The organism is Ruegeria sp. AD2(2025), assembly GCF_056542385.1.
Genome location: NZ_JBQFZS010000013.1, coordinates 22,475 through 41,195, shown reverse-complemented (window position 1 = coordinate 41,195; position 18,721 = coordinate 22,475). Strand labels below are relative to the sequence as shown.

The window sequence follows — 18,721 nt, the reverse complement described above, 5'->3', positions numbered from 1 at the left end:
GACAAGAAAAATGAGCGAGATAGATCTTGAGTGCGAAGGCACGGTCTTTGACATCCAGCGATACTCCCTGCACGACGGGCCCGGTGTCCGCACAATCGTTTTTCTCAAGGGCTGTCCGCTGCGGTGCAAATGGTGTTCCAACCCCGAATCGCAGGCGGTTGAACCGCAGCTGATGTATCGGGATGCAAGCTGCATCAAATGCGGCGCATGCATTCCGGTTTGCCCGGTGCAGGCGCTGTCGCGTGCCAATCCCGGCTTTGTCGACCGCGACCGCTGCACCAATTGCAGCAAATGCACCGAGGTTTGCCCGACCGACGCGCTGACCATGTCCGGCCGCAAGATGACCGTCGAGCAGGTGATGAAAGAGCTGCGCAAGGACGCGACGCAATATCGCCGCTCGGGCGGCGGCGTGACCCTGTCGGGCGGCGAGCCGCTGATGCAGCATGTATTTGCGCGCGAACTGCTCAAGGCCTGCCAGTCGCAGGGCTGGGATACCGCGATGGAAACCACGGGCTTCACCACCCCCGAGATTGTCGCCGATGTCATCCCGCATGTCGATCACGTGCTGCTTGACCTCAAATCCATCGACCCCGAGGTGCATGTGGCAAACACCGGCGTCGACAACCGCATCATCCTTGAAAACGCGCTGCGGATTTCGGCCATCACCGACACTGTCGTGCGCGTTCCGGTGATCCCCGGCGTCAACGACACTGTCCGCGCGATCGCGGCCGTCGGCACCTTTGCCGGGTATATGTCCAATGTCGATACGGTGCATCTGCTGCCCTATCACAGCTATGGCGAGAACAAATACGCCCTGCTGGGCCGCCGCTATCCCATGGACGGCGTGCCGGACATGAAACCGGCGGATGTCGCGCCTCTGGTACAGGTGATCGAGAACAAGGGGCTGACCTGCGTTGTAGGCGGGTAGGTCCGACAATCCGGGCAGGAGGGCAAAATGGCTGTTTTCACCAGTGCTGAATCGGTGACCGAGGGTCATCCGGACAAAGTGTGCGATCAGATTTCCGACGCGATCCTGGACGCTTATCTTGCCCAGGACCCCGCGGCGCGTGTCGCGGTCGAGGCGCTGGCCTCGGGCAATACGCTGCACATCGCAGGCGAGGTCACAAGCCGCGCCGAGGTCGAGATCGTGCAGGTCGTGCGCGATGTGCTGCGCCGGATCGGTTACACAGACCCCGAGCTTGGCTTTGACGACAAGAACTGCTTCATCCTGACCGATCTGCAGGCCCAGTCCCCCGACATCGCGCGGGGCGTCGGCCAGAAACAGGCGCTGGGGGCGGGGGATCAGGGCGTGTTCTACGGCTACGCCTGCAACGAGACGCCGACGCTGATGCCCGCGGCCATCCACTATGCCCATCGCATAACCGAAGCCCTGGCTGCGGCGCGGCATTCGGGCTTGCTGCCGTGGCTGCGGCCCGATGGCAAGGCGCAGCTTACGTTCCGCAACGACGCGGATGGCCGCCCGGCCGAAATCACCAGCCTTGTGCTGTCGACCCAGCACCACCCCGACGTGCCTTACGAAGAGATACTCAAAGGCCTGATCGAGCATGTGCTGGTGCCGGTTCTGGGCCCGTGGCTGCGGGGGAATACCCCGGTCCTGATCAACCCCACCGGGCGTTTTGTACGCGGTGGCCCGGCGGCGGATACGGGGCTGACCGGGCGCAAGATCATGGTCGATACCTATGGCGGCATCGGGCGGCATGGGGGCGGCGCGTTTTCGGGCAAGGACCCGACCAAAGTGGACCGCACGGCTGCTTACATGGCGCGCTATATCGCCAAGAATGTGGTGGCCGCGGGCCTCGCGACGCGGTGCGAGGTTTCGCTCGCATTTGCGATAGGTCAATTCATGCCGGAAATGATTGCGGTAGATATACCTGACGATAGCGGCGTGGATACGGGTGTTCTGTGCCAGGCGATACGGGATGTTTTCCCCCTGTCAGTCACGGGGATGATTGACACATTGGACCTGCAGCGACCGATCTTTGCCAAAACCGCAACCTACGGCCATTTCGGACGTGGATCGGAGGAGTTTCCATGGGAGCGGACGGATCGGACCTCGGACTTGCTGAGCGTCTGCCGCTGACCCCGGGGGTGCCGGCTGATCCGGTGCCCGAAGACGGTAATATGAAACGTTCTGACGACGACATGCTGAGCCCACAGGTCCGGCGGCGCAAGCTGGCCGAACTGATGAGCGTCGAAGCCTTGCAGAAGATTCAGGATCACTTCAGCAAGGCCGTCGGCGTGGCCATGGTGATGGTCGATCCCGAAGGAAAGCCGGTTACCCAGCCCAGCGGCTTCAGCTCGTTTTGCCAGATGATCCGGCAGCACCCTAAGTGGCGTGACCGCTGCTTCCATTGCGATGCGGTGGGTGGCCGAACCGCCCTGTCGACCGGTGAACCTTCGATCTACAAGTGCCACGCCGGACTGGTCGATTTCTCGGCACCGATCTCGATTCGCGGCGAATATCTGGGTGCGGCGATCTGTGGGCAGGTCGCCCTTGCCCCGGGGGAGCGGGTCCCGGACATGATGGATCTGTCCGAACTTTTCCCGACCGAAGAAGCCTGGCGCGAAGATGAAGCGTTGTCAGAGCTGTTTGGCCAGATCGGCGAAATCACCTATGAGCGTCTGCGCTCGGCGGCCTATTCGCTATATTACTTCGCGTCATATATCGTTGAAGAAAGCTTTAACAAAAGCATCTCGGAAGAGCTTTATACCAACAATCTGCGCTTGATGGAGGAATCCAAGCGCCGTGCTGAACTGGAAAGTTCGCTGCGTGAGGCGGAATTGCAGGCGCTGTCCTATCAAGTGAATCCGCATTTTCTGTTCAACGTCCTCAACACCATCGGGCGGCAGGCACTGATCGAAGGCGCGGACGAGACGCAAAGCACCGTTTTGGCCTTTGCGGACATGATGCGTTACATCCTGCGCAAAAGCGGCTCGCCCTTTGTGCCGCTGGGCACCGAACTGGACCATGTGCAGAATTACCTGTATCTTCTGACCGTGCGTCTGGGTGACCGCTTTACCTATTCTTTCGAATGCCCCGATGAAGTCAAAAACGTCGCCTGCCCCTTCATGGTACTGCAGCCGATTGTCGAGAATTGCATCAACTATGCGATCGAACCCAAGGAAAGCGGCGGCCTGATCGAGATTTCGGTCGTCTCGGACGATACCAATGTCATCGTCGACATCTGTGATAATGGCGATGGCATCACGCATGAACGAAAGATGCAGGCCCTTGCTGGCAACGCGGGCGAGGGCAACCGCCGCAGCATCGGCATCAGCAATATCGATGGCCGTTTGCGGCACTATTACGGCGAAGAACACGGGCTGGAAATTGTAAGCCCGCACCACAAGGGACGCGGGACACTGGTTCGCCTGCGGTTGCCCATCGACTTTGACCAGAGCACCATTTGACACCAGCCGGGCCGCTACAGGACCCGCGAGGAGACGCGGAAGATGTTCGATATCGTGATTGTTGAAGACGAGCAGCTTGAGCGCATGGCGCTGCAGCGCATTGTTGATCAGAACATAGACAATGCCCGCGTTGTCGGCGTTGCCCGCAACGGTGCCGAGGCCGTTGAGTTGATCGAAACCACGCCAATCGATTTGATGCTGGTCGATATCAAGATCCCGCGCCCCAATGGCCTTGAACTGATCCAGATGATCCGGGGCAAGGGGTTGAATACGAAGATCATTATTCTGACCGCCTATGATCATTTCGACATCATGAAAGAGGCGATTCACCTGAAGGCCGACAATTTCCTGCTCAAGCCCATCCGCACGCAGGACCTGCTGCGCGCCGTATCTGAGTGCCTCGAACAGGCCACCCCGGCTCCAGTCAAATCCGACGAGACGATTGCCGGCCGGATCGCAGGTCTGGTGGACCAGGACGACTATCGCGGATGCCTCGATCTGGCCCGCGAAAGCCTGCGGGACCTGTTCACCCAAGAAGGGGTCGTCCTGCGCCGCGGCGCGCGGGAATATGTCGATGCGCTGCTTGCCCTGCTTGAGGCACGAGAGCTTGAGGTCTCTTCCGGGCTAGAAAAGTGCCTGGCGCAGTTCGATGCGAAATCCGTCGATGCGAACAGCCATTTCCAGGTGCAGGAGCTGACCTATCGCATCGTCGATGTCCTGTTCGAAGTTACCGACGACCGTGGCGCGCGCGGATCGGACCATATCGAGCATGTGCTGAACTACATCCAGCGCAACCTCCACCGTTTTGTCTCGCTCGAGGATGCCGCCGATTTCGCCCGTATCAGCCCCTTTTACCTCAGCCGCCTGTTCCACAAAGAAACGGGCACGACCTTCGTCGCCTATGTCAAGGACCGACGGATCGAGCAGGCCAAAGAGCTTCTGATCCGCAGCAAACTGCCAATCGGCAATGTTGCACTGGATCTGTCATTCAGCGATGCGAACTATTTCTGCAAGGCCTTCAAGAAAGAGGTTGGCATTTCACCGTCTGAATACCGTCGGCGAAACGGCGGCGAGGTTTCACAGCGGCAGCTACCGGCTGCTTCGGTGTATTGACGCCACGAGGTCCGTTTGGCTGGTGGGGCATTTATATATTTGAAATTAATATAATTTATCGAATGATATAATGTCGGACAAAATACTTGTTTTTGTCCGACATTATATGCAACGCTGACCGTAGTCTTGGAATCGGAGCCAGCGATCAGTGCCACAGACCCCCGGCCTCTCTCAACCAGAGAAACCGCTTAGTGCCGGTTTGCAGAAACTGCCGCGGGGCAGCACCAGCAAGGATGTCATCGATGCCCTCTCGACGATGATCGAGGCGAACGGGCTGACCATCGGGGACAAACTGCCGACCGAAGTTGAGATTGCACAACAGCTGGGCATTAGCCGCGCCAAGGTGCGCGAGGCGCTGACCTCGTGGCAGAACATGGGCATCGTGGTGCGCAACAAGAAGGCCGGCACCCGGCTGGCGGCTGAGGTTGCGTCGAATTCGATCCATCTGCCCGTTTCGGTCAAACTTGAAGCCGAGAGCCTGCTGCGGACCCACGCCGTACGGCGTCCCCTTGAGATCGAAACCGTCCGGCTTGCCGCGCACCATGCGGACCAGCAGCAAAAACGCATCATCATGGCCCGCGCGATGGAGCTGATGGCCTCTTATGAGGCTGGCGAAGACTGGCGCGGTGCAGACCGCAGGTTTCATGACACTCTGCACGAGGCATCGGGCAATCCTTTGTTCCGGCAGTTGATCCTGCAAATCCAGCAAGGGTTCAACGAGGTTTACGAAGCACCTTTCGGGCAACCTCATCTAGGCCAAAGCAGTATTCCCCTGCACCTGCCCCTGGCCGAGGCAGTGATCGCCGGAAACGCCGAAGAGGGTGCCCGGCTAATGGGAGAAATCCTCGCGCTGGTCGAGGATGAAATCCGCCAAGTGATGGAGCAGCAAGATGTCTGATCCCCGCGATCTTGCCACCCTGCTGGCCGCCGTGTCCGATGACGGGCAGGGGGCCGTGACACCACCCATCGTACAGACCTCGCTTTTCACCTTCGACAATTACAAAGCGTTCGAGGACCGCATGGCCGGGCTGTCGGACACCGCGCTTTATACCCGCGTACAGAACCCGACCGTTGCTGCCTTTGAAACGCTGATGGCGCAGGCCGAGGGCGGTGAGGCCGCCGTAGGGTTCGCCTCGGGCATGGCGGCGATTTCCTCGACTCTGCTGGGTTTTGTCAAACCCGGGGACCGGATCGCCTGCGTCGAGCATGTCTATCCCGACACCTACCGGTTCATGGAACGAGTGTTGCGGCCCTTTGGGGTGCAGATCGACTACTACCCCGTGGATCGGTTCGAGGACGATCCCGATCTGCTGAAGGATATCACGCTCGCCTATCTGGAAAGCCCCAGCTCGGTCATCTTTACCCCGATGGATCTACGCCGCGTTGCCGCGCATGCCGCGCGGCATGGAGTGCTGACCATGATCGATAACTCCTGGGCCAGTCCTGTGTTTCAAAACCCGATCTCTTTGGGGATCGATATCGTCATCCACTCAGCCTCGAAATATATCTCGGGGCACTCGGACACGGTTGCGGGCATTGTTGTTTCCTCCCTGGACAATATCGCCCGCATCCGTGATCTGACCCTGCCGCTGCTGGGGGCCAAACTGGCCCCGTTTGAGGCGTTTTTGCTGACCCGGGGCTTGCGAACCCTGACCGCGCGGATGCGCCAGCATGAGGCGACCGCGAACACCTTTGTCGACCGGCTGTCAGCCTTGCCGCAGGTCACCGCCATTCACTCACCCGGGGCCAATACCGTGCCCGGCCTGAAAGGGCGCTCGGGCCTGATGTCTCTGGAATTCGACGACAGCGTCGATATCCCGGCCTTTGCTGACGCGCTTTCGATCTTTCGGCTTGGTGTCAGCTGGGGTGGGTATGAAAGCCTGATCCTGCCTGCGCGCGTTGGGCTGGCACAGGCGGGGGAACAAAACTCAATGCAGAAATTCGGCGTCTCGCCGAACCTTGTACGCCTCAGCCTCGGGCTGGAGGACGTCGAAGACCTTTGGGCAGATTTCGAGCACGCGCTTTCAAAAAGCACCGCTTAAGCGGGCATTCACAACAGATGTTTATGGAGGAAGACAAAGAATGAAACGCATACTGACAGGGCTAACTCTGGCAGCCACCCTGATGGGGTCGGCAGCCTATGCCGAGACCAAGCTGAAGCTGGTCGAGGTGATCACCAGCCCCGAACGGACCGAAGTTCTGCAAGGCCTCGTTGACAATTTCGAAGCTGCAAACGAAGGCGTCACGGTTGAGATCGTGTCATTGCCCTGGGGCAGCGCGTTTGAAAAGCTGGCCACAATGGTTGCGGGTGGCGACATCCCCGACGTGGTGGAAATGCCCGACACATGGCAGGCGCTTTATGCCGGATCGGACCAGTTGGTCAGCCTCAAGGATTATGTGGCCGATTGGGAACATGGCGGCACGCTGACCGACAAGACAGTAGCAATGGGGTCGCAGGCCGGGGACCTTTATATGATCCCTTACGGCTTCTACCTGCGGGCCATGTTCTACAACAAGAAACTGCTGGCCGAGGCGGGTGTCGACAGTCCTCCGGGCACGATGGAGGAGTTCATGGCAGCCTCGGCTGCGGTGTCCGAGCTTGACGGCAAATACGGTTACTGCCTGCGCGGCGGACCGGGCGGAACAAACGGCTGGATCATGTTCAGCGCGGTGATGAACGGCACCAATGAGTTCTTCACTGAAGACGGTAAAAGCCGCATCAACGAACCGGGCTCGGTCGAGGGTCTGCAGTTCATGATCGATATGTACCAAAAGGGCTATGCCCCCAAAGACAGCGTCAGCTGGGGCTTTAATGAGATCGTCGCCGGGTTCTATTCCGGCACCTGCGCCTTCCTCGATCAGGACCCTGACGCTTTGATCGCGATTGCCGAACGGATGCCTGCCGAAGATTTCGCAGTCATTCCAATGCCCGTCGGCCCCTCGGGCAAGGCCTTCCCGACCATCGGGTTCGCAGGCTGGTCCGTGTTCAAGGCCACCGAGCATGAGAAAGAAGCGTTTGATCTGGTCGCGGCCCTGTCCTCACCCGATGCCAACGCCACATGGGCCAAGCGCGTCGGTGTGATTCCGATCCACAAAGGCGCGGATCAGGATCCCCACTTCAAAACCGAGCAGTTCAAAGGCTGGTTCGAGGAATTGAACGGCGCGCAGTACGAGCCCACCACCATGCCCACCTATCTGGAGCAATGGGGTTACTTCGCCAGCACCGTTCTGCTGGAATCCTCTCAGGAAGCCTTGCTGGGTCAACGCGCCGCACAGGACGTCGCGGATGAGTGGGCCGAGATGCTGACCGACGAGTATGCGAAGTGGAAAGCCGGTCAATGACCGCGCGTCTGCAAAAAACTGTTGTGCCCGGGAAAGCCCGGGCGCGACGCTCGCTCTACCTGCAATATCTGGTCGAGCCGTTTTTCTACCTATCCCCGGCGCTGATCCTGATCGGAGCCGTTATGATGGTGCCGCTGATCATCGGCATTTCCTATTCGTTTCAATCCATCGAACTGTTGAACCCCTTCAAGACCGGCTGGGTCGGGTTCGAGAACTATCTTGACCTCTGGGGGGATCGTAAGTTCTGGATTGCCCTCGAAAACACGTTTTTCTGGACGTTCTGGTCCATCACCTTTCAGTTCCTTCTGGGCCTGGGTCTGGCCCTGCTGCTGAACACAGACTTCTTCGGCAAACGCCTGTTTCAGGCTTTGGTCTTTCTGCCCTGGGCTGTACCTACCTTCCTGTCGGCGCTGACATGGGCCTGGTTGTTCAACCCGGTGATCGGCCCGTTGCCGCACTGGCTGGCCGCCTTGGGCGTGTTGTCGGAACCGTTCAACATCCTCGGCGATCCGAACCTTGCCATGTGGGGACCGATCACGGCGAATATCTGGTTCGGGGTGCCCTTCTTCGCCATCACTCTGCTGGCCGCGCTGCAATCTATCCCGTCCGAACTCTATGAGGCGGCCGAGATTGACGGCGCTTCGCCTTGGCAGATTTTCACCAAGATCACCCTTCCGTTTCTGGCCCCGATGATCGCCATCACGGTGATGCTGCGCACCATCTGGATCGCCAATTTCGCCGATCTGATCTTTGTCATGACGGGCGGAGGCCCCGCCAATTCGACGCAAATCCTGTCGACCTACATCTTCACCACCGCCTTCCGAAAGCTGGATTTCGGTTACGCCTCGACCATCGCCGTGGCACTGTTGTTCATCCTGCTGATCTATGCCGTGATCCTGCTCTGGCTGCGCAAAAAGCTGGTTAAGATCTGATGTCCGCCATACGTCGCAACCCGGCCCTGATCGTCGGAAAATACGCTGCCCTTGCGTTCTACCTGCTCTTTGCATTGTTCCCGCTCTATTGGCTGGTCAAGATCGCGATCACACCGGATGCGCTGATCTTCTCCGAAGGCACACGCATGTTCCCAAGTGCGGCGACCTTCGAGAACTTTACGACCGTTCTGTTCCAGACCGATTTCTTGGCCTATTTCCGCAATTCTCTGATCGTCTCGCTGGGTACGGCCTTTGTCACTACACTGATCGCCGCAGGCGCAGGCTACGCGTTCTCGCGCTTTGTGTTTGCGGGCAAACGGATCATCATCGCGGTGATGCTGATCACCCAGATGTTCCCGCTGCTGATGATCATCGCACCGATCTACAAGATCGTCGCTGATCTGGGCCTGCTCAATTCGCTGACCAGCCTGATCATCGTCTACACTGCCTTCAACATTCCCTTCGCCACCTTCCTGATGCAGTCCTTCTTTGACGGCATCCCGACCGATCTTGAGGACGCGGCGATGATGGATGGCTGTTCGCGCTTTCAGGCGCTGCGACTGGTGGTGTTCCCGCTGACCTTGCCGGGGCTAGGCGCGACGCTGGGCTTTGTCTTCACCGCTGCATGGTCAGAACTGCTGTTCGCGCTCATGCTGATCTCGAAGAACGACGCGATGACCTTCCCGGTGGGGCTGCTGACCTTCGTGTCCAAATTCTCGGTCGATTGGGGGCAGATGATGGCCGCAGGCGTGCTGGCGCTGATCCCCAGCTGTTTGTTCTTCATCTTCATTCAACGCTATCTCGTGCAGGGGCTCACCTCTGGCGCGGTCAAGGGGTAGGAGGCTGCAATGGCACGGATCGAACTGCGCGACGTCAGCAAGAATTACGGCTCGGTACAAGTTCTGCGCGACATCAATCTGGATATTCAGGATGGCGAGTTCGTGGTGCTTGTCGGGCCATCGGGCTGCGGCAAATCAACTTTGCTGCGCATGATCGCGGGGCTTGAGCCGATCACGGGCGGTGATTTCCTGATCGACGGGGACCGCATGAACGACGTGCGCCCGCGCGACCGGGATATCGCGATGGTGTTTCAGTCTTATGCGCTCTACCCGCATATGGATGTGGCGCGGAACATGGGGTTTTCGATGGAAATCCGCCGTGATCCGAAAGAAGAGCGCACATCGAAGGTGGCACAGGCGGCCGAGACCCTCGGCTTGAAACACTTGACGGATCGCCTGCCCAAGGCCCTGTCCGGTGGTCAGCGGCAACGCGTAGCTATGGGTCGTGCCATCGTGCGTCAGCCGCGTGCGTTCCTGTTCGACGAACCGCTTTCAAATCTTGATGCTGCGTTGCGGGTCGAAATGCGTCTGGAAATTGCACATCTGCATCAACGGCTGGGCGCTACGATGGTCTATGTCACCCATGATCAAGTCGAGGCGCTGACATTGGCCGATCGGATTGTCGTACTGAACGGCGGTGTGGTGCAACAGGTCGGCAGCCCGCTAGAGCTTTATGAGCGCCCAGCGAACAAGTTTGTCGCGCAGTTTATCGGGTCACCGACGATGAACGTGGTTCCGATTTCCCAAACTGAAACAGGTGTGATGATGCAGGGTGGTATCGAGCTTGAGCTGCCATGCCCAGATGCGCTGACGGGTGTAACTGAACTGGGCATCCGGCCTGAACATCTGGACGTCGTGGCCCCTGGTGCGGGCGACATTGATGTCGTCGCGGATGTGGTCGAGCATTTGGGTTCGGACACCAATATCTATGTGAACGCGATGGGAATTGGGCCCCTGATGGTCCGCAAGCACGGCAACATTCCCGCCAAACCCGGTGATTTGCTCGGGTTGAGCATCATGCGCGACAACATCCATATCTTCGATGGCAATGGCGCGTCTCTGAGCAATCCCTGAAGCGCAGCAAAACGAGCGATCAAGAGCTGCAGTTGATCGGGCCTATGGCTTCGTCTCGGACTAAGCCGAGCGTCAGGCAATCACGCCTTTCTTCAGGATGATGTTACCATAGAGCCGGCGTTCCCCGGTCTGGACAATGGCATAGGCGGTGCTGGCGCGGTCATAGAAGGCAAATCGTTCAAGCCCTTGCAACTGAACCGGCTGGTCCGTGCCCGTGTTGATGATGTTTTGAAAATCGGCGACAGCCTCTGGCACGGCGTCGCTATCTCCGACCACCTGCATGGTCAGCGCCGGGTCAGGCACGAAGCTGTCCAGCGGCATAACGGACAGGATTGCCCTGAGCATCTGGCTGGCGGTCGAACCGTCGGCGCGAATGCAGGGCGGCCCCGAGCTTTCGCCAGGAAAATTCGCATCGACGATGGCGATGTCATCCCCGTGCCCCATCGCGCGCAAGGTATAGAGCAGTTCAGGCGACAGGATCGGATCGATATTGAGCAACATAGCTGGCCTCCGGCGCTTGTTGGGATCGTGATTTCAGATCGATTGATACCACGGTGTGCGCGGTAGGGGCATATGTGTCGCAATGCTCTCTTGCAATTGCAGGGCCGTGGTGCGCAGAGCGTTGATCACAAGCTCGCGCCGATTGTCGATCAGGACATTCGCCAGATGTGGGATGGTCAGCGCGGCAATCACCATCTTTCCGGGGGCATGACAAATGGGGGCCGATATTTCGTTGATCGCCTGACTTTCCGGGCTTCCAAGCGAGATATAGCCTTGCTGCGCACACTCCGTGGCGCGGTCCGAGAATGCCTGAAGGTCGCTCTCGCTCTGCTTGGGGGCAATTGTCCCCAGCAGTTTGATCCGATCCGCTTCGGCATCCAGTTCGGACAGAAAACAGGCCCCGACCGAGGTCGCAAAAACCGGGGTTCTGTATCCCACCTGTACGGTCACGCCGTAGTTTTGCGATGACGAGACGCTGTTGATGACGATCAGATCACCTGTGTCGCTGGGCACCCAGAGGTGGTTGGACAGCTCGGTTTCTTCCGCAAGGCGCTCCATATAGGGGCCTGCCAATTCGGCAAGCTTGCTGTTATCGGTTCTTTCGCCGCCCAGCAGGGCGAGTTTACCGGTCAGTTTATAAAGATCGCCGTCCTGCCGTTCGATGTAGCCGCGTTCTTCCAGCACGATCATCATGCGGAAGATTTCGTTTTTGGACCGGCCGATCCCGCTGGCCAGCTGCGACAGGCTGGGGGTGACATCCGACAGAGACAGAAACTCCAGAATATCCAGACCCTTCTCAAGTGCAGGGGCCGAGTATTTCTGTAGTTTGGTCTTGGTTTCGGACATTCACTGAACCTTTGCTGACCGTTGTCTTAAGAAAAAGCAGCAGGGGCGCAAGCCCCTGTCTGCTCTGCCGGCGCTTCAACGGGAGAGGAAGGAAAGCCGGCGGGGAGAAGCATTACAGCCCGTTCTTCTTAAGGATCTCGCCTGCATTCTCCGGTGTGATCGCCTCGGTGCCCAGAACCACCGATTTCTCGACCTCTTCCCCTTTGAGGTGCTTCAGCGCCTGACGCAGCCCTTCGGCCCCCGGCGTGGGATAGAGGAAGGTCGCGGCCAGTTCACCATTGGCAACCCAGGTCACACCTTCGCCCGGCAAACCATCGACACCGATAAAGATGATGTCATCCGCGCGGCCTGCATCTTTGGCCGCCAGATAGGCGCCATAGGCCATCGGGTCGTTGTGGCCATAGACCATGGTGATGTCTTCATAGTTGCGCAGGGCAGTCGACATGATGTCATAAGCCTGATCCTGCTTCCAGTCGCCCGACTGCTTGTCCAGCAGGAAGGTCACGCCTTCTTCGCCTTCAAAGGCGGCGTGGAATGGGTCAGACCGATCAAAGGTCGCCTGTACGCCAAGCCCGCCATAGATCTCGACGATATTGCCTTTGGCGTTGCCTTTGCCGCCCAGCAGTTCCAGCGCGTATTCACCGGCGGCCTCGCCGATCAGCACGTTGTCACCGCCGACCCACTGCACGAACTTGTCGGTGTCCACGTTGCGGTCCAGAACAAAGACCGGAATGCCTGCATCGGTGGCTTGTTCAACCACACCGGTCAGACCGGCGGATTCCTTGGGCGAGATCAGGATGGCATCGACCTCCTGACGGATAAAGTTCTCGACATCCGCGACCTGCTTGTCGGTGCGGTCATTGGCGTCCGAGATCAGCAGTTCGACATTGTCGTGCAGGTCGGCCTCGGCGCGCAGGTCCTTGTTGAACTGAACCCGCCACGGCTCGACCGTTGTTACCTGAGAAAAGCCGATCACATATTTGTCTTCGGCCCATGCCGCGCTGGCCGTCAAAGCCATCGACATGGCGGTGGCCGTCAGCAGGCCCTTGCCAAATGTTCTTCTTTTCATAGTTTACTCCTTAGTCATGATGCGGGTTTTTTCGAATTCCCGCGTTCTGATTGCGCTCTGACCTTGGTCCGCCAAGATTTAAGGTCAGAGCCTCCTCCCTCTGCCCAGGCGTTCTTTTGCCATGACAAAGATCTCTTCAAATCGCCCTTCCTGAAGCAGGACGGCGACTACAATGATAATGCCCTTGAGGATCAACTGCGTGTTGCTGTCGATGTTGTTGAGTTGCAGGATGTTGCTGAGAAAGCCGAAAATCAGCACGCCCACAAACGTCCCCATGATCGCGCCACGCCCACCCATCAGGCTGGTGCCGCCGATGACCACGGCTGCGATGGCGTCGAGTTCCAGCCCCAACCCCGCATCGGGTTTGCCCTGCCGGAACTGGGCAACATACAGCACCCCGGCAAGCGCCGAGAGACCCCCGGCCAGCGCATAGGTGATGATCTTGTTGCGGCCCACATTGATGCCCGCCAGACGCGCGGCCTCTTCATTGCCGCCGATGGCCATCAGGTAGCTGCCGAAGGTGGTGAAGCGGGTGATCAGAAAGAACAGCAGCAGCACGGCGAGGAAAAACAGGCCCGGCACCGGCAGGACACCCCATAGCAGCTCGCGCAGAACTTCGAAGTTCTCGGTTGCGTTCGAACCAGTATAGACCGGGTAGACGGCGGTATCCTGCCCCGCAATGACGCGGGCCAGACCCAGCGCTCCGACCATCATGGCGAGCGTCACGATGAAAGGCTGCAACCGGCCATAGACGATCAGCGCACCGTTCACCGTGCCCATGACAGCGCCGATACAAGGCACGACGATCAGCACCGCCAGCACGCCGAATTTCGGCATCACCTGACCGGCCAGCCAGACCATGACGCCAATGGCGATTGCCGCCGCAACCAGACGGCTCAGCACCCGTGAGGGCGCGCTGTTGGTTGCCGCCGTTTCCGAGGTTCGGTTCAGGTTGCTTTGCACGAAATAGATCAGCGCCGCGATGCAGACGAACAGCACCACACCCGTTGCGGGTACACCAAAATAACTGGCCGCCGTCCAGCCTTCCTGCGTCAGCAGCATGGCGCAGATCACGGTACCCAACGCCATGACAGACCCTACGGACAGATCGATCCCGGCGATGAAAATCACCATCGTCATCCCCACCGCCACGATCCCAGTCACTGAGACCTGGCGCAGGATATCCGTCAGGTTGCCCAGCGACAGAAAGATATTGTTGCCTTTGGACGACAGCGGTGAAGTCAGTGCCCCGAACAGGATCAGCGCGAAAAGCCCCCAATAAAGCTTGGTCTTGTTCAAAAGCCGCATGAACATCGCGGTGCCGGGATGTTCCTGTTTCACTGTCTGGCTGTTGGGTTCCATAACGGTCATATCTTTTCTCTTACTGGGGTCGCGGCGGTCAGCGGAACTGCATCGCCAGGGCCTTGATCGAATCCACGGTCATTTCTTTGCGCGACAGTTCTCCGGCCAACTGCCCTTCACACAGCACGATCATGCGGTCGCAGACCGCCATGAATTCCGACAGTTCCGAGCTGGCAAACAGGACCGAGATGCCCTGATCCGCCAGCCGTCCGACCAGATCGTAAATCTCGTCCTTGGCACCGATATCGATGCCGCGTGTGGGTTCATCCAGCAACAGAACGCGCGGTTGGGTCGCCAGCCATTTGCCTAGAACCACCTTTTGCTGATTGCCGCCGCTCAGATTGCCGACGGCGTGCTCGGGCCCGGTGGCCGCCACCTTCAGCGTTTCGATGGCTTTCAGCGCCTGCTTGCGCTGTTCGGCCTCGGAATAGCGACCAAACCGCGACTGCAGAGGCATCAGCGGCAGGGCGACATTCGAGGCGATTGACCGATCCAGGATCAGCCCGTTGCCCTTACGGTCCTCGGTAATCAGCGCCAGCCCGTTGCGCACCCCATCCTGTGGTCTGACCGGGCGCAGGGGGTTGCCTTCCAGGGTGATGTCACCCCGATAGGATTCGCCGCGCGCCCCGAAAAGCGTCTCAAGAAGCTCGGTGCGGCCAGCGCCCAACAGGCCGCCGACGCCCAGCACCTCTCCGCGTTTCAGATCGAACGAGACATCATCCAGCACCTTGCGATGACCCGCCCAGGCCGACAGGTTTTCGACCTGCAACACGACCTCATCGGTGGCAGGTGTCTGGCGGTCAACCGCGTTGATCTCGACCGTGCGCCCTACCATCATACGGATCAGTTCCGCAGGTGTGGTCTCGGACGCCAGCCGGGTGCCGATCAGGTTGCCATCGCGCAGAACCGTCACCCGGTCCGAGATTTCGAACACCTCATCCATCCGGTGCGAGATATAGACGACCGCGACGCCTTGAAGGGCCAGATCACGGACGACCTCCATGAGAATATCCGCCTCTGCCTGCGACAGGGCCGAGGTCGGCTCATCCATAATCAGCAGCCGCGCATTCATCAGCAAGGCGCGGGCGATCTCGACAAGCTGTTGCTCGCCTACACGCAGATCCTTGACCGGGGTGTCGATATCCAGCGTGAAGCCGAACCGCGACAGAGCCTGCCGTGCCTTCTGCCGCAACGCTTTGCGGTCGATGAAGGTGCCGAATTTTCGCGGCTCATGCCCCAGCAGAACATTTTCGGCCACCGTCATTTCGGGGATCAGGCTCAGTTCCTGATGCATGATGACAATGCCATGCTTTTCCGCATCGCGCGGCGCGTCGAATGCGACCGTTTCACCGTCGATCTGGAAGGTGCCGAATGTCGGTTTCTGCACGCCGCTGATGATCTTGACCAGCGTGCTTTTGCCCGCGCCGTTTTCCCCCATCAGCGTGTGAATTTCACCGCCATCAAAGGTCAGGTCCACATCGCGCAGCACTGAAATGCCTGAAAATGACATGCCGATACCGTTCAGAGACAGCGTGATCTGGCTTTCCGTTCCGCGCTGCGCGCGCAATGCCGATTGCACTTTCGTCATCACAGCGCCTCCCTTCGCCGCTCTTAACGAGTCGTTTGAAACCGTTTCATATACGAAACCATGCGTGCTGGTGAAGCGTCAAGGATTTTTTTCGCGGCACATTTAGGCCACCATTTCTGGCGTGCGCGCGGGCAGCTTTGGACCCCAAAAGGGCTCAGGCCTGAAGGTCGAACTTCTTGATTTTGTTGTAAAGCGTGCGCGTGGTCATGCCCAATTCCTCGGCGGTTTGCGCGCGGCGGAATCCGTTTCGTGCCAGCGCCTCGGCAATCCAGTCGCGTTCGGAAACGGCGACTCGTGCAGGCGTTTCATCCATCTGCGCCTTCGGAACGCCTGCTGGTTTTCGGCGCAGAAAGTCGATCGCCTTGAGGTCGATCGTCGCTCCGCCCGACCTGCGTACCGCGCGTTGGACGGCGTGGTGCAACTCTCGCACATTCCCGGGCCAGTCGTGTTCCAGCATCAGCCGTAACGCAGCGTTCGAGAACTTCGGCGGCTCGCCACTGACCTGTTGGCCAAGGTACATGGCAAGTTCTGGGATATCGTCAACGCGGTCGCGTAACGGGGGCAGCGTGATTTCATGGCCGGAAATCCGGTAATACAAATCCTGTCGAAACGTTTCCCGCTCGATCTGGCCAAGCAGATCCTGCGTTGTGGTCGAGATGATCCGGGCATCCGCGCGCCGGAGCGTATGATCTCCGATACGCTGCACGGTTTTTTCATCGGTGAATTTCAGAATCTTGCCCTGATGCCCGGGCTGCAGTGCGGTGATTTCGTCAAAGATGATGGTGCTGCCCGACGCCTGTTCCAACGCGCCGCGCTGAGTGCCCGTGCCGCCAAATGCACCGGGCGCTCTGCCCAGCAAATGCACGCCGCCTTCCTCACCGCCCAGGGCCGGGCAATCCACGACCACGGGTTGCCGCCGGGCACTAGGCCCCGCTTCGTGCAGCCTAAGGGCTGCGCGGCTTTTGCCCGTCCCGGTCTCTCCGATCAGCAGGACGGGGATGTCTTCATAGGCCAGATCATCAAGTTCTTCGCGGATCATCTGCATGGCATAAGACGAGCCCACCAGATCATTTACGGTGTTCGAGGGGACCTGCTTTATGCGCGTCAGGCTGGGGATCGCGGTAAAGCCCTTGGTGACTTCGTTAAGGGTTTGCTCGACCGGCAGCCGGTCAAGCGTCGAACCCGCAACAAACCCCTGCACACCACAGATACGGGTTATGGCCAGCGCCTCTTCGGGCGAGGTGATGGGGCCACCGTGGCACAGTTTGTCGACCGAGGCCGGTACGCCGTCGAGAACCCGCTCGATCTGCGCCGCTGCGGTTTCCAGTGTCAGGTGCGTGCTCACGCCCGTCGCGCCGCTGGTAAAGCCCACGTTTACACAGATGGCCGTCGCACCTGCATCGACCATCCTGCGGGCCTGCGCGTTGGTGTGGACATAGACGAAGGTGCCCAGACCGGCCGCCGCCGCCTCCTGCACCAGCGCGATTTCGCGGTCGAACCCCAACCCCTCGCGCTCCATCAATGCGCCCAGCCGTCCGTCGATCAGCGTGGTTGACGGGAAATTGCAGACGCCTGAGAAGCCAAGCCTTTTGGTTCTTTGCACCAGATCGCCGATGTCCAGATCGGGATCACTAACCGAGAACCCCGCGTAGATCGGCGCAGAACAACGGCCCAGCATCTCGCGTTCGGCAAATTCGATGACCCAGTCATTGGCGGCCCGGACCGGCAGAAAGCTGGTCAGGGACGAGGCACCCTGCACCCGGAAACGCCCCGCGTTCAACGCCAGCAGGTAATCGGCCCCGGCCTTGTCTGCCGCCTTTGCCGTCAGGCCCGAGCCAACAACCGCAGCAAACAGAAAGTTCTTTTCGCGATTTGTCATGCCGTGCCCTCGCACCAGATCAGACCATCCACATCAAGCGTGCTGAGCGGAACCATGCGTTCGTGCCATGCCGAGGTATAGGCAAACACGCTGACCTGCTCGGCCTCGTCCCGGATCGTCTCAATCACCCTTTGCAATGAGCCTAAAACAAGTGCGCCGCTGTCAGGGCTGCCCACATCCAGCAGGCCGGGGTGCAAGGCAAGCTGGTCGAGCCCGGCCTTTACTGCGGCGCGGGCCTGCGCGAGCGAGATAAAGAAAGCCAGCGTCTGAAACCCGGCGGCTTTGGCGCGGGCCAGAAACGCGTATTCGAACTCAGGCGAGGCCGGGATCGTCGACATCGACTGGCGCAAACTGCCATCCAGCAGGATCGAAGAGGGCCAGTTCACCACACCGCGATACCCTTTCTCGTAAAGTTGCGAGAGCATGGTCGCCTCGGATCCGAACGGATCGCTGGCTAATATGGCCGCCCAGTCGCCCTGTTTTGGCGTTTCACGGAGCACGCGGTTGTGGTCAAGCCGGGGCATCACAAAGGCCAAATCTGCCTGTGAAACACTCAGACCGCCTAAAGCAGGGCAGTAGATGCGGTCGATCTGGTCCGGGTCGGTGGCGGGCGTGCCAGTCAGTGTCAGGTTTTGCATGACTCTGTATAGGAAGAGTTTTCCGTATTTGAGAAGCTAATTCTCGTTTTTTCTTACTACCCTAAATGTCGATGAGCGCTCGAAGGCAATAAGCGCTTGCAAAATA

The 18,721-nt window shown here is 59.2% G+C and carries 17 protein-coding genes; 10 read left to right on the top strand and 7 right to left on the bottom strand.

Going from position 1 to position 18,721, the window contains the following annotated elements; genetic code table 11:
- Positions 1 to 10: 10 nt before the first annotated feature.
- From ACR1XV_RS19495 to ACR1XV_RS19450, 10 genes are all read left to right on the top strand, one after another.
- Entirely contained in the window at positions 11 to 928 is a 918-nt protein-coding gene (locus ACR1XV_RS19495) for a glycyl-radical enzyme activating protein (protein ID WP_480534422.1), read from the top strand.
- Between the two features lie 27 nt (positions 929 to 955).
- Entirely contained in the window at positions 956 to 2,101 is a 1,146-nt protein-coding gene (metK, locus tag ACR1XV_RS19490; protein WP_480534420.1) for a methionine adenosyltransferase, read from the top strand.
- On the top strand, positions 2,053 to 3,432 hold the full coding sequence (locus tag ACR1XV_RS19485; protein WP_480534418.1) for a sensor histidine kinase: 1,380 nt from the start codon (positions 2,053 to 2,055) through the stop codon (positions 3,430 to 3,432). The genes metK and ACR1XV_RS19485 overlap by 49 nt, the downstream gene beginning before the upstream one ends.
- Positions 3,433 to 3,474: 42 nt before the next feature.
- Positions 3,475 to 4,545 (top strand): helix-turn-helix domain-containing protein, encoded by a 1,071-nt coding sequence (locus ACR1XV_RS19480; protein WP_480534416.1) that lies wholly within the window; start codon positions 3,475 to 3,477, stop codon positions 4,543 to 4,545.
- A gap of 148 nt (positions 4,546 to 4,693) precedes the next feature.
- A complete protein-coding gene (locus tag ACR1XV_RS19475) occupies positions 4,694 to 5,443 on the top strand; it encodes a FadR/GntR family transcriptional regulator (RefSeq protein ID WP_480534414.1) in 750 nt (249 codons plus the stop codon).
- Positions 5,436 to 6,587, top strand: a complete 1,152-nt coding sequence (locus ACR1XV_RS19470) for an aminotransferase class I/II-fold pyridoxal phosphate-dependent enzyme (RefSeq protein ID WP_480534412.1) — start codon at positions 5,436 to 5,438, stop codon at positions 6,585 to 6,587. Before ACR1XV_RS19475 ends, ACR1XV_RS19470 begins: the two co-directional genes overlap by 8 nt.
- A gap of 40 nt (positions 6,588 to 6,627) precedes the next feature.
- A complete protein-coding gene (locus ACR1XV_RS19465; protein WP_480534410.1) occupies positions 6,628 to 7,887 on the top strand; it encodes an ABC transporter substrate-binding protein in 1,260 nt (419 codons plus the stop codon).
- Complete coding sequence (locus ACR1XV_RS19460; protein ID WP_480534408.1) at positions 7,884 to 8,819, top strand: carbohydrate ABC transporter permease; 936 nt, start codon at positions 7,884 to 7,886, stop codon at positions 8,817 to 8,819. Before ACR1XV_RS19465 ends, ACR1XV_RS19460 begins: the two co-directional genes overlap by 4 nt.
- Positions 8,819 to 9,658 (top strand): carbohydrate ABC transporter permease, encoded by an 840-nt coding sequence (locus ACR1XV_RS19455; RefSeq protein ID WP_480534405.1) that lies wholly within the window; start codon positions 8,819 to 8,821, stop codon positions 9,656 to 9,658. Before ACR1XV_RS19460 ends, ACR1XV_RS19455 begins: the two co-directional genes overlap by 1 nt.
- A gap of 9 nt (positions 9,659 to 9,667) precedes the next feature.
- Positions 9,668 to 10,732 carry an ABC transporter ATP-binding protein gene (locus tag ACR1XV_RS19450; RefSeq protein WP_480534403.1) on the top strand — a complete coding sequence of 355 codons (1,065 nt, stop codon included), beginning with the start codon at positions 9,668 to 9,670 and terminating at the stop codon, positions 10,730 to 10,732.
- A 72-nt stretch (positions 10,733 to 10,804) separates the two neighbouring features.
- Here ACR1XV_RS19450 and ACR1XV_RS19445 read toward each other — a convergent pair whose 3' ends face one another.
- The 7 genes from ACR1XV_RS19445 to ACR1XV_RS19415 form a co-directional block, all read right to left on the bottom strand.
- The gene (locus tag ACR1XV_RS19445) at positions 10,805 to 11,233 is read right to left on the bottom strand and encodes an RbsD/FucU family protein (RefSeq protein ID WP_480534401.1); all 429 of its coding nucleotides are present in this window, start codon (positions 11,231 to 11,233) and stop codon (positions 10,805 to 10,807) included.
- A gap of 33 nt (positions 11,234 to 11,266) precedes the next feature.
- Entirely contained in the window at positions 11,267 to 12,079 is an 813-nt protein-coding gene (locus ACR1XV_RS19440) for an IclR family transcriptional regulator (protein WP_480534399.1), read from the bottom strand.
- 112 nt (positions 12,080 to 12,191) lie between these two features.
- On the bottom strand, positions 12,192 to 13,148 hold the full coding sequence (locus ACR1XV_RS19435; RefSeq protein WP_480534397.1) for a substrate-binding domain-containing protein: 957 nt from the start codon (positions 13,146 to 13,148) through the stop codon (positions 12,192 to 12,194).
- Between the two features lie 84 nt (positions 13,149 to 13,232).
- Positions 13,233 to 14,519 (bottom strand): ABC transporter permease, encoded by a 1,287-nt coding sequence (locus ACR1XV_RS19430; RefSeq protein WP_480534395.1) that lies wholly within the window; start codon positions 14,517 to 14,519, stop codon positions 13,233 to 13,235.
- Between the two features lie 28 nt (positions 14,520 to 14,547).
- Complete coding sequence (locus tag ACR1XV_RS19425) at positions 14,548 to 16,098, bottom strand: sugar ABC transporter ATP-binding protein (protein ID WP_480534393.1); 1,551 nt, start codon at positions 16,096 to 16,098, stop codon at positions 14,548 to 14,550.
- A gap of 154 nt (positions 16,099 to 16,252) precedes the next feature.
- Positions 16,253 to 17,977 (bottom strand): phosphoenolpyruvate hydrolase family protein, encoded by a 1,725-nt coding sequence (locus ACR1XV_RS19420; protein WP_480534391.1) that lies wholly within the window; start codon positions 17,975 to 17,977, stop codon positions 16,253 to 16,255.
- Entirely contained in the window at positions 17,974 to 18,615 is a 642-nt protein-coding gene (locus tag ACR1XV_RS19415; protein WP_170717542.1) for a phosphoenolpyruvate hydrolase family protein, read from the bottom strand. Before ACR1XV_RS19415 ends, ACR1XV_RS19420 begins: the two co-directional genes overlap by 4 nt.
- Positions 18,616 to 18,721 lie beyond the last annotated feature (106 nt).

Excerpts from the sequence above, each read along its gene's own strand:
- ACR1XV_RS19495 (WP_480534422.1), top strand. The coding sequence starts at position 11 with ATGAGCGAGATAGATCTTGAGTGCGAAGGCACGGTCTTTGACATCCAG.
- metK (WP_480534420.1), top strand. The coding sequence starts at position 956 with ATGGCTGTTTTCACCAGTGCTGAATCGGTGACCGAGGGTCATCCGGAC.
- ACR1XV_RS19485 (WP_480534418.1), top strand. The coding sequence starts at position 2,053 with ATGGGAGCGGACGGATCGGACCTCGGACTTGCTGAGCGTCTGCCGCTG.
- ACR1XV_RS19480 (WP_480534416.1), top strand. The coding sequence starts at position 3,475 with ATGTTCGATATCGTGATTGTTGAAGACGAGCAGCTTGAGCGCATGGCG.
- ACR1XV_RS19470 (WP_480534412.1), top strand. The coding sequence starts at position 5,436 with ATGTCTGATCCCCGCGATCTTGCCACCCTGCTGGCCGCCGTGTCCGAT.
- ACR1XV_RS19465 (WP_480534410.1), top strand. The coding sequence starts at position 6,628 with ATGAAACGCATACTGACAGGGCTAACTCTGGCAGCCACCCTGATGGGG.
- ACR1XV_RS19460 (WP_480534408.1), top strand. The coding sequence starts at position 7,884 with ATGACCGCGCGTCTGCAAAAAACTGTTGTGCCCGGGAAAGCCCGGGCG.
- ACR1XV_RS19455 (WP_480534405.1), top strand. The coding sequence starts at position 8,819 with ATGTCCGCCATACGTCGCAACCCGGCCCTGATCGTCGGAAAATACGCT.
- ACR1XV_RS19450 (WP_480534403.1), top strand. The coding sequence starts at position 9,668 with ATGGCACGGATCGAACTGCGCGACGTCAGCAAGAATTACGGCTCGGTA.
- ACR1XV_RS19445 (WP_480534401.1), bottom strand. The coding sequence starts at position 11,233 with ATGTTGCTCAATATCGATCCGATCCTGTCGCCTGAACTGCTCTATACC.
- ACR1XV_RS19440 (WP_480534399.1), bottom strand. The coding sequence starts at position 12,079 with ATGTCCGAAACCAAGACCAAACTACAGAAATACTCGGCCCCTGCACTT.
- ACR1XV_RS19435 (WP_480534397.1), bottom strand. The coding sequence starts at position 13,148 with ATGAAAAGAAGAACATTTGGCAAGGGCCTGCTGACGGCCACCGCCATG.
- ACR1XV_RS19430 (WP_480534395.1), bottom strand. The coding sequence starts at position 14,519 with ATGACCGTTATGGAACCCAACAGCCAGACAGTGAAACAGGAACATCCC.
- ACR1XV_RS19425 (WP_480534393.1), bottom strand. The coding sequence starts at position 16,098 with ATGACGAAAGTGCAATCGGCATTGCGCGCGCAGCGCGGAACGGAAAGC.
- ACR1XV_RS19420 (WP_480534391.1), bottom strand. The coding sequence starts at position 17,977 with ATGACAAATCGCGAAAAGAACTTTCTGTTTGCTGCGGTTGTTGGCTCG.
- ACR1XV_RS19415 (WP_170717542.1), bottom strand. The coding sequence starts at position 18,615 with ATGCAAAACCTGACACTGACTGGCACGCCCGCCACCGACCCGGACCAG.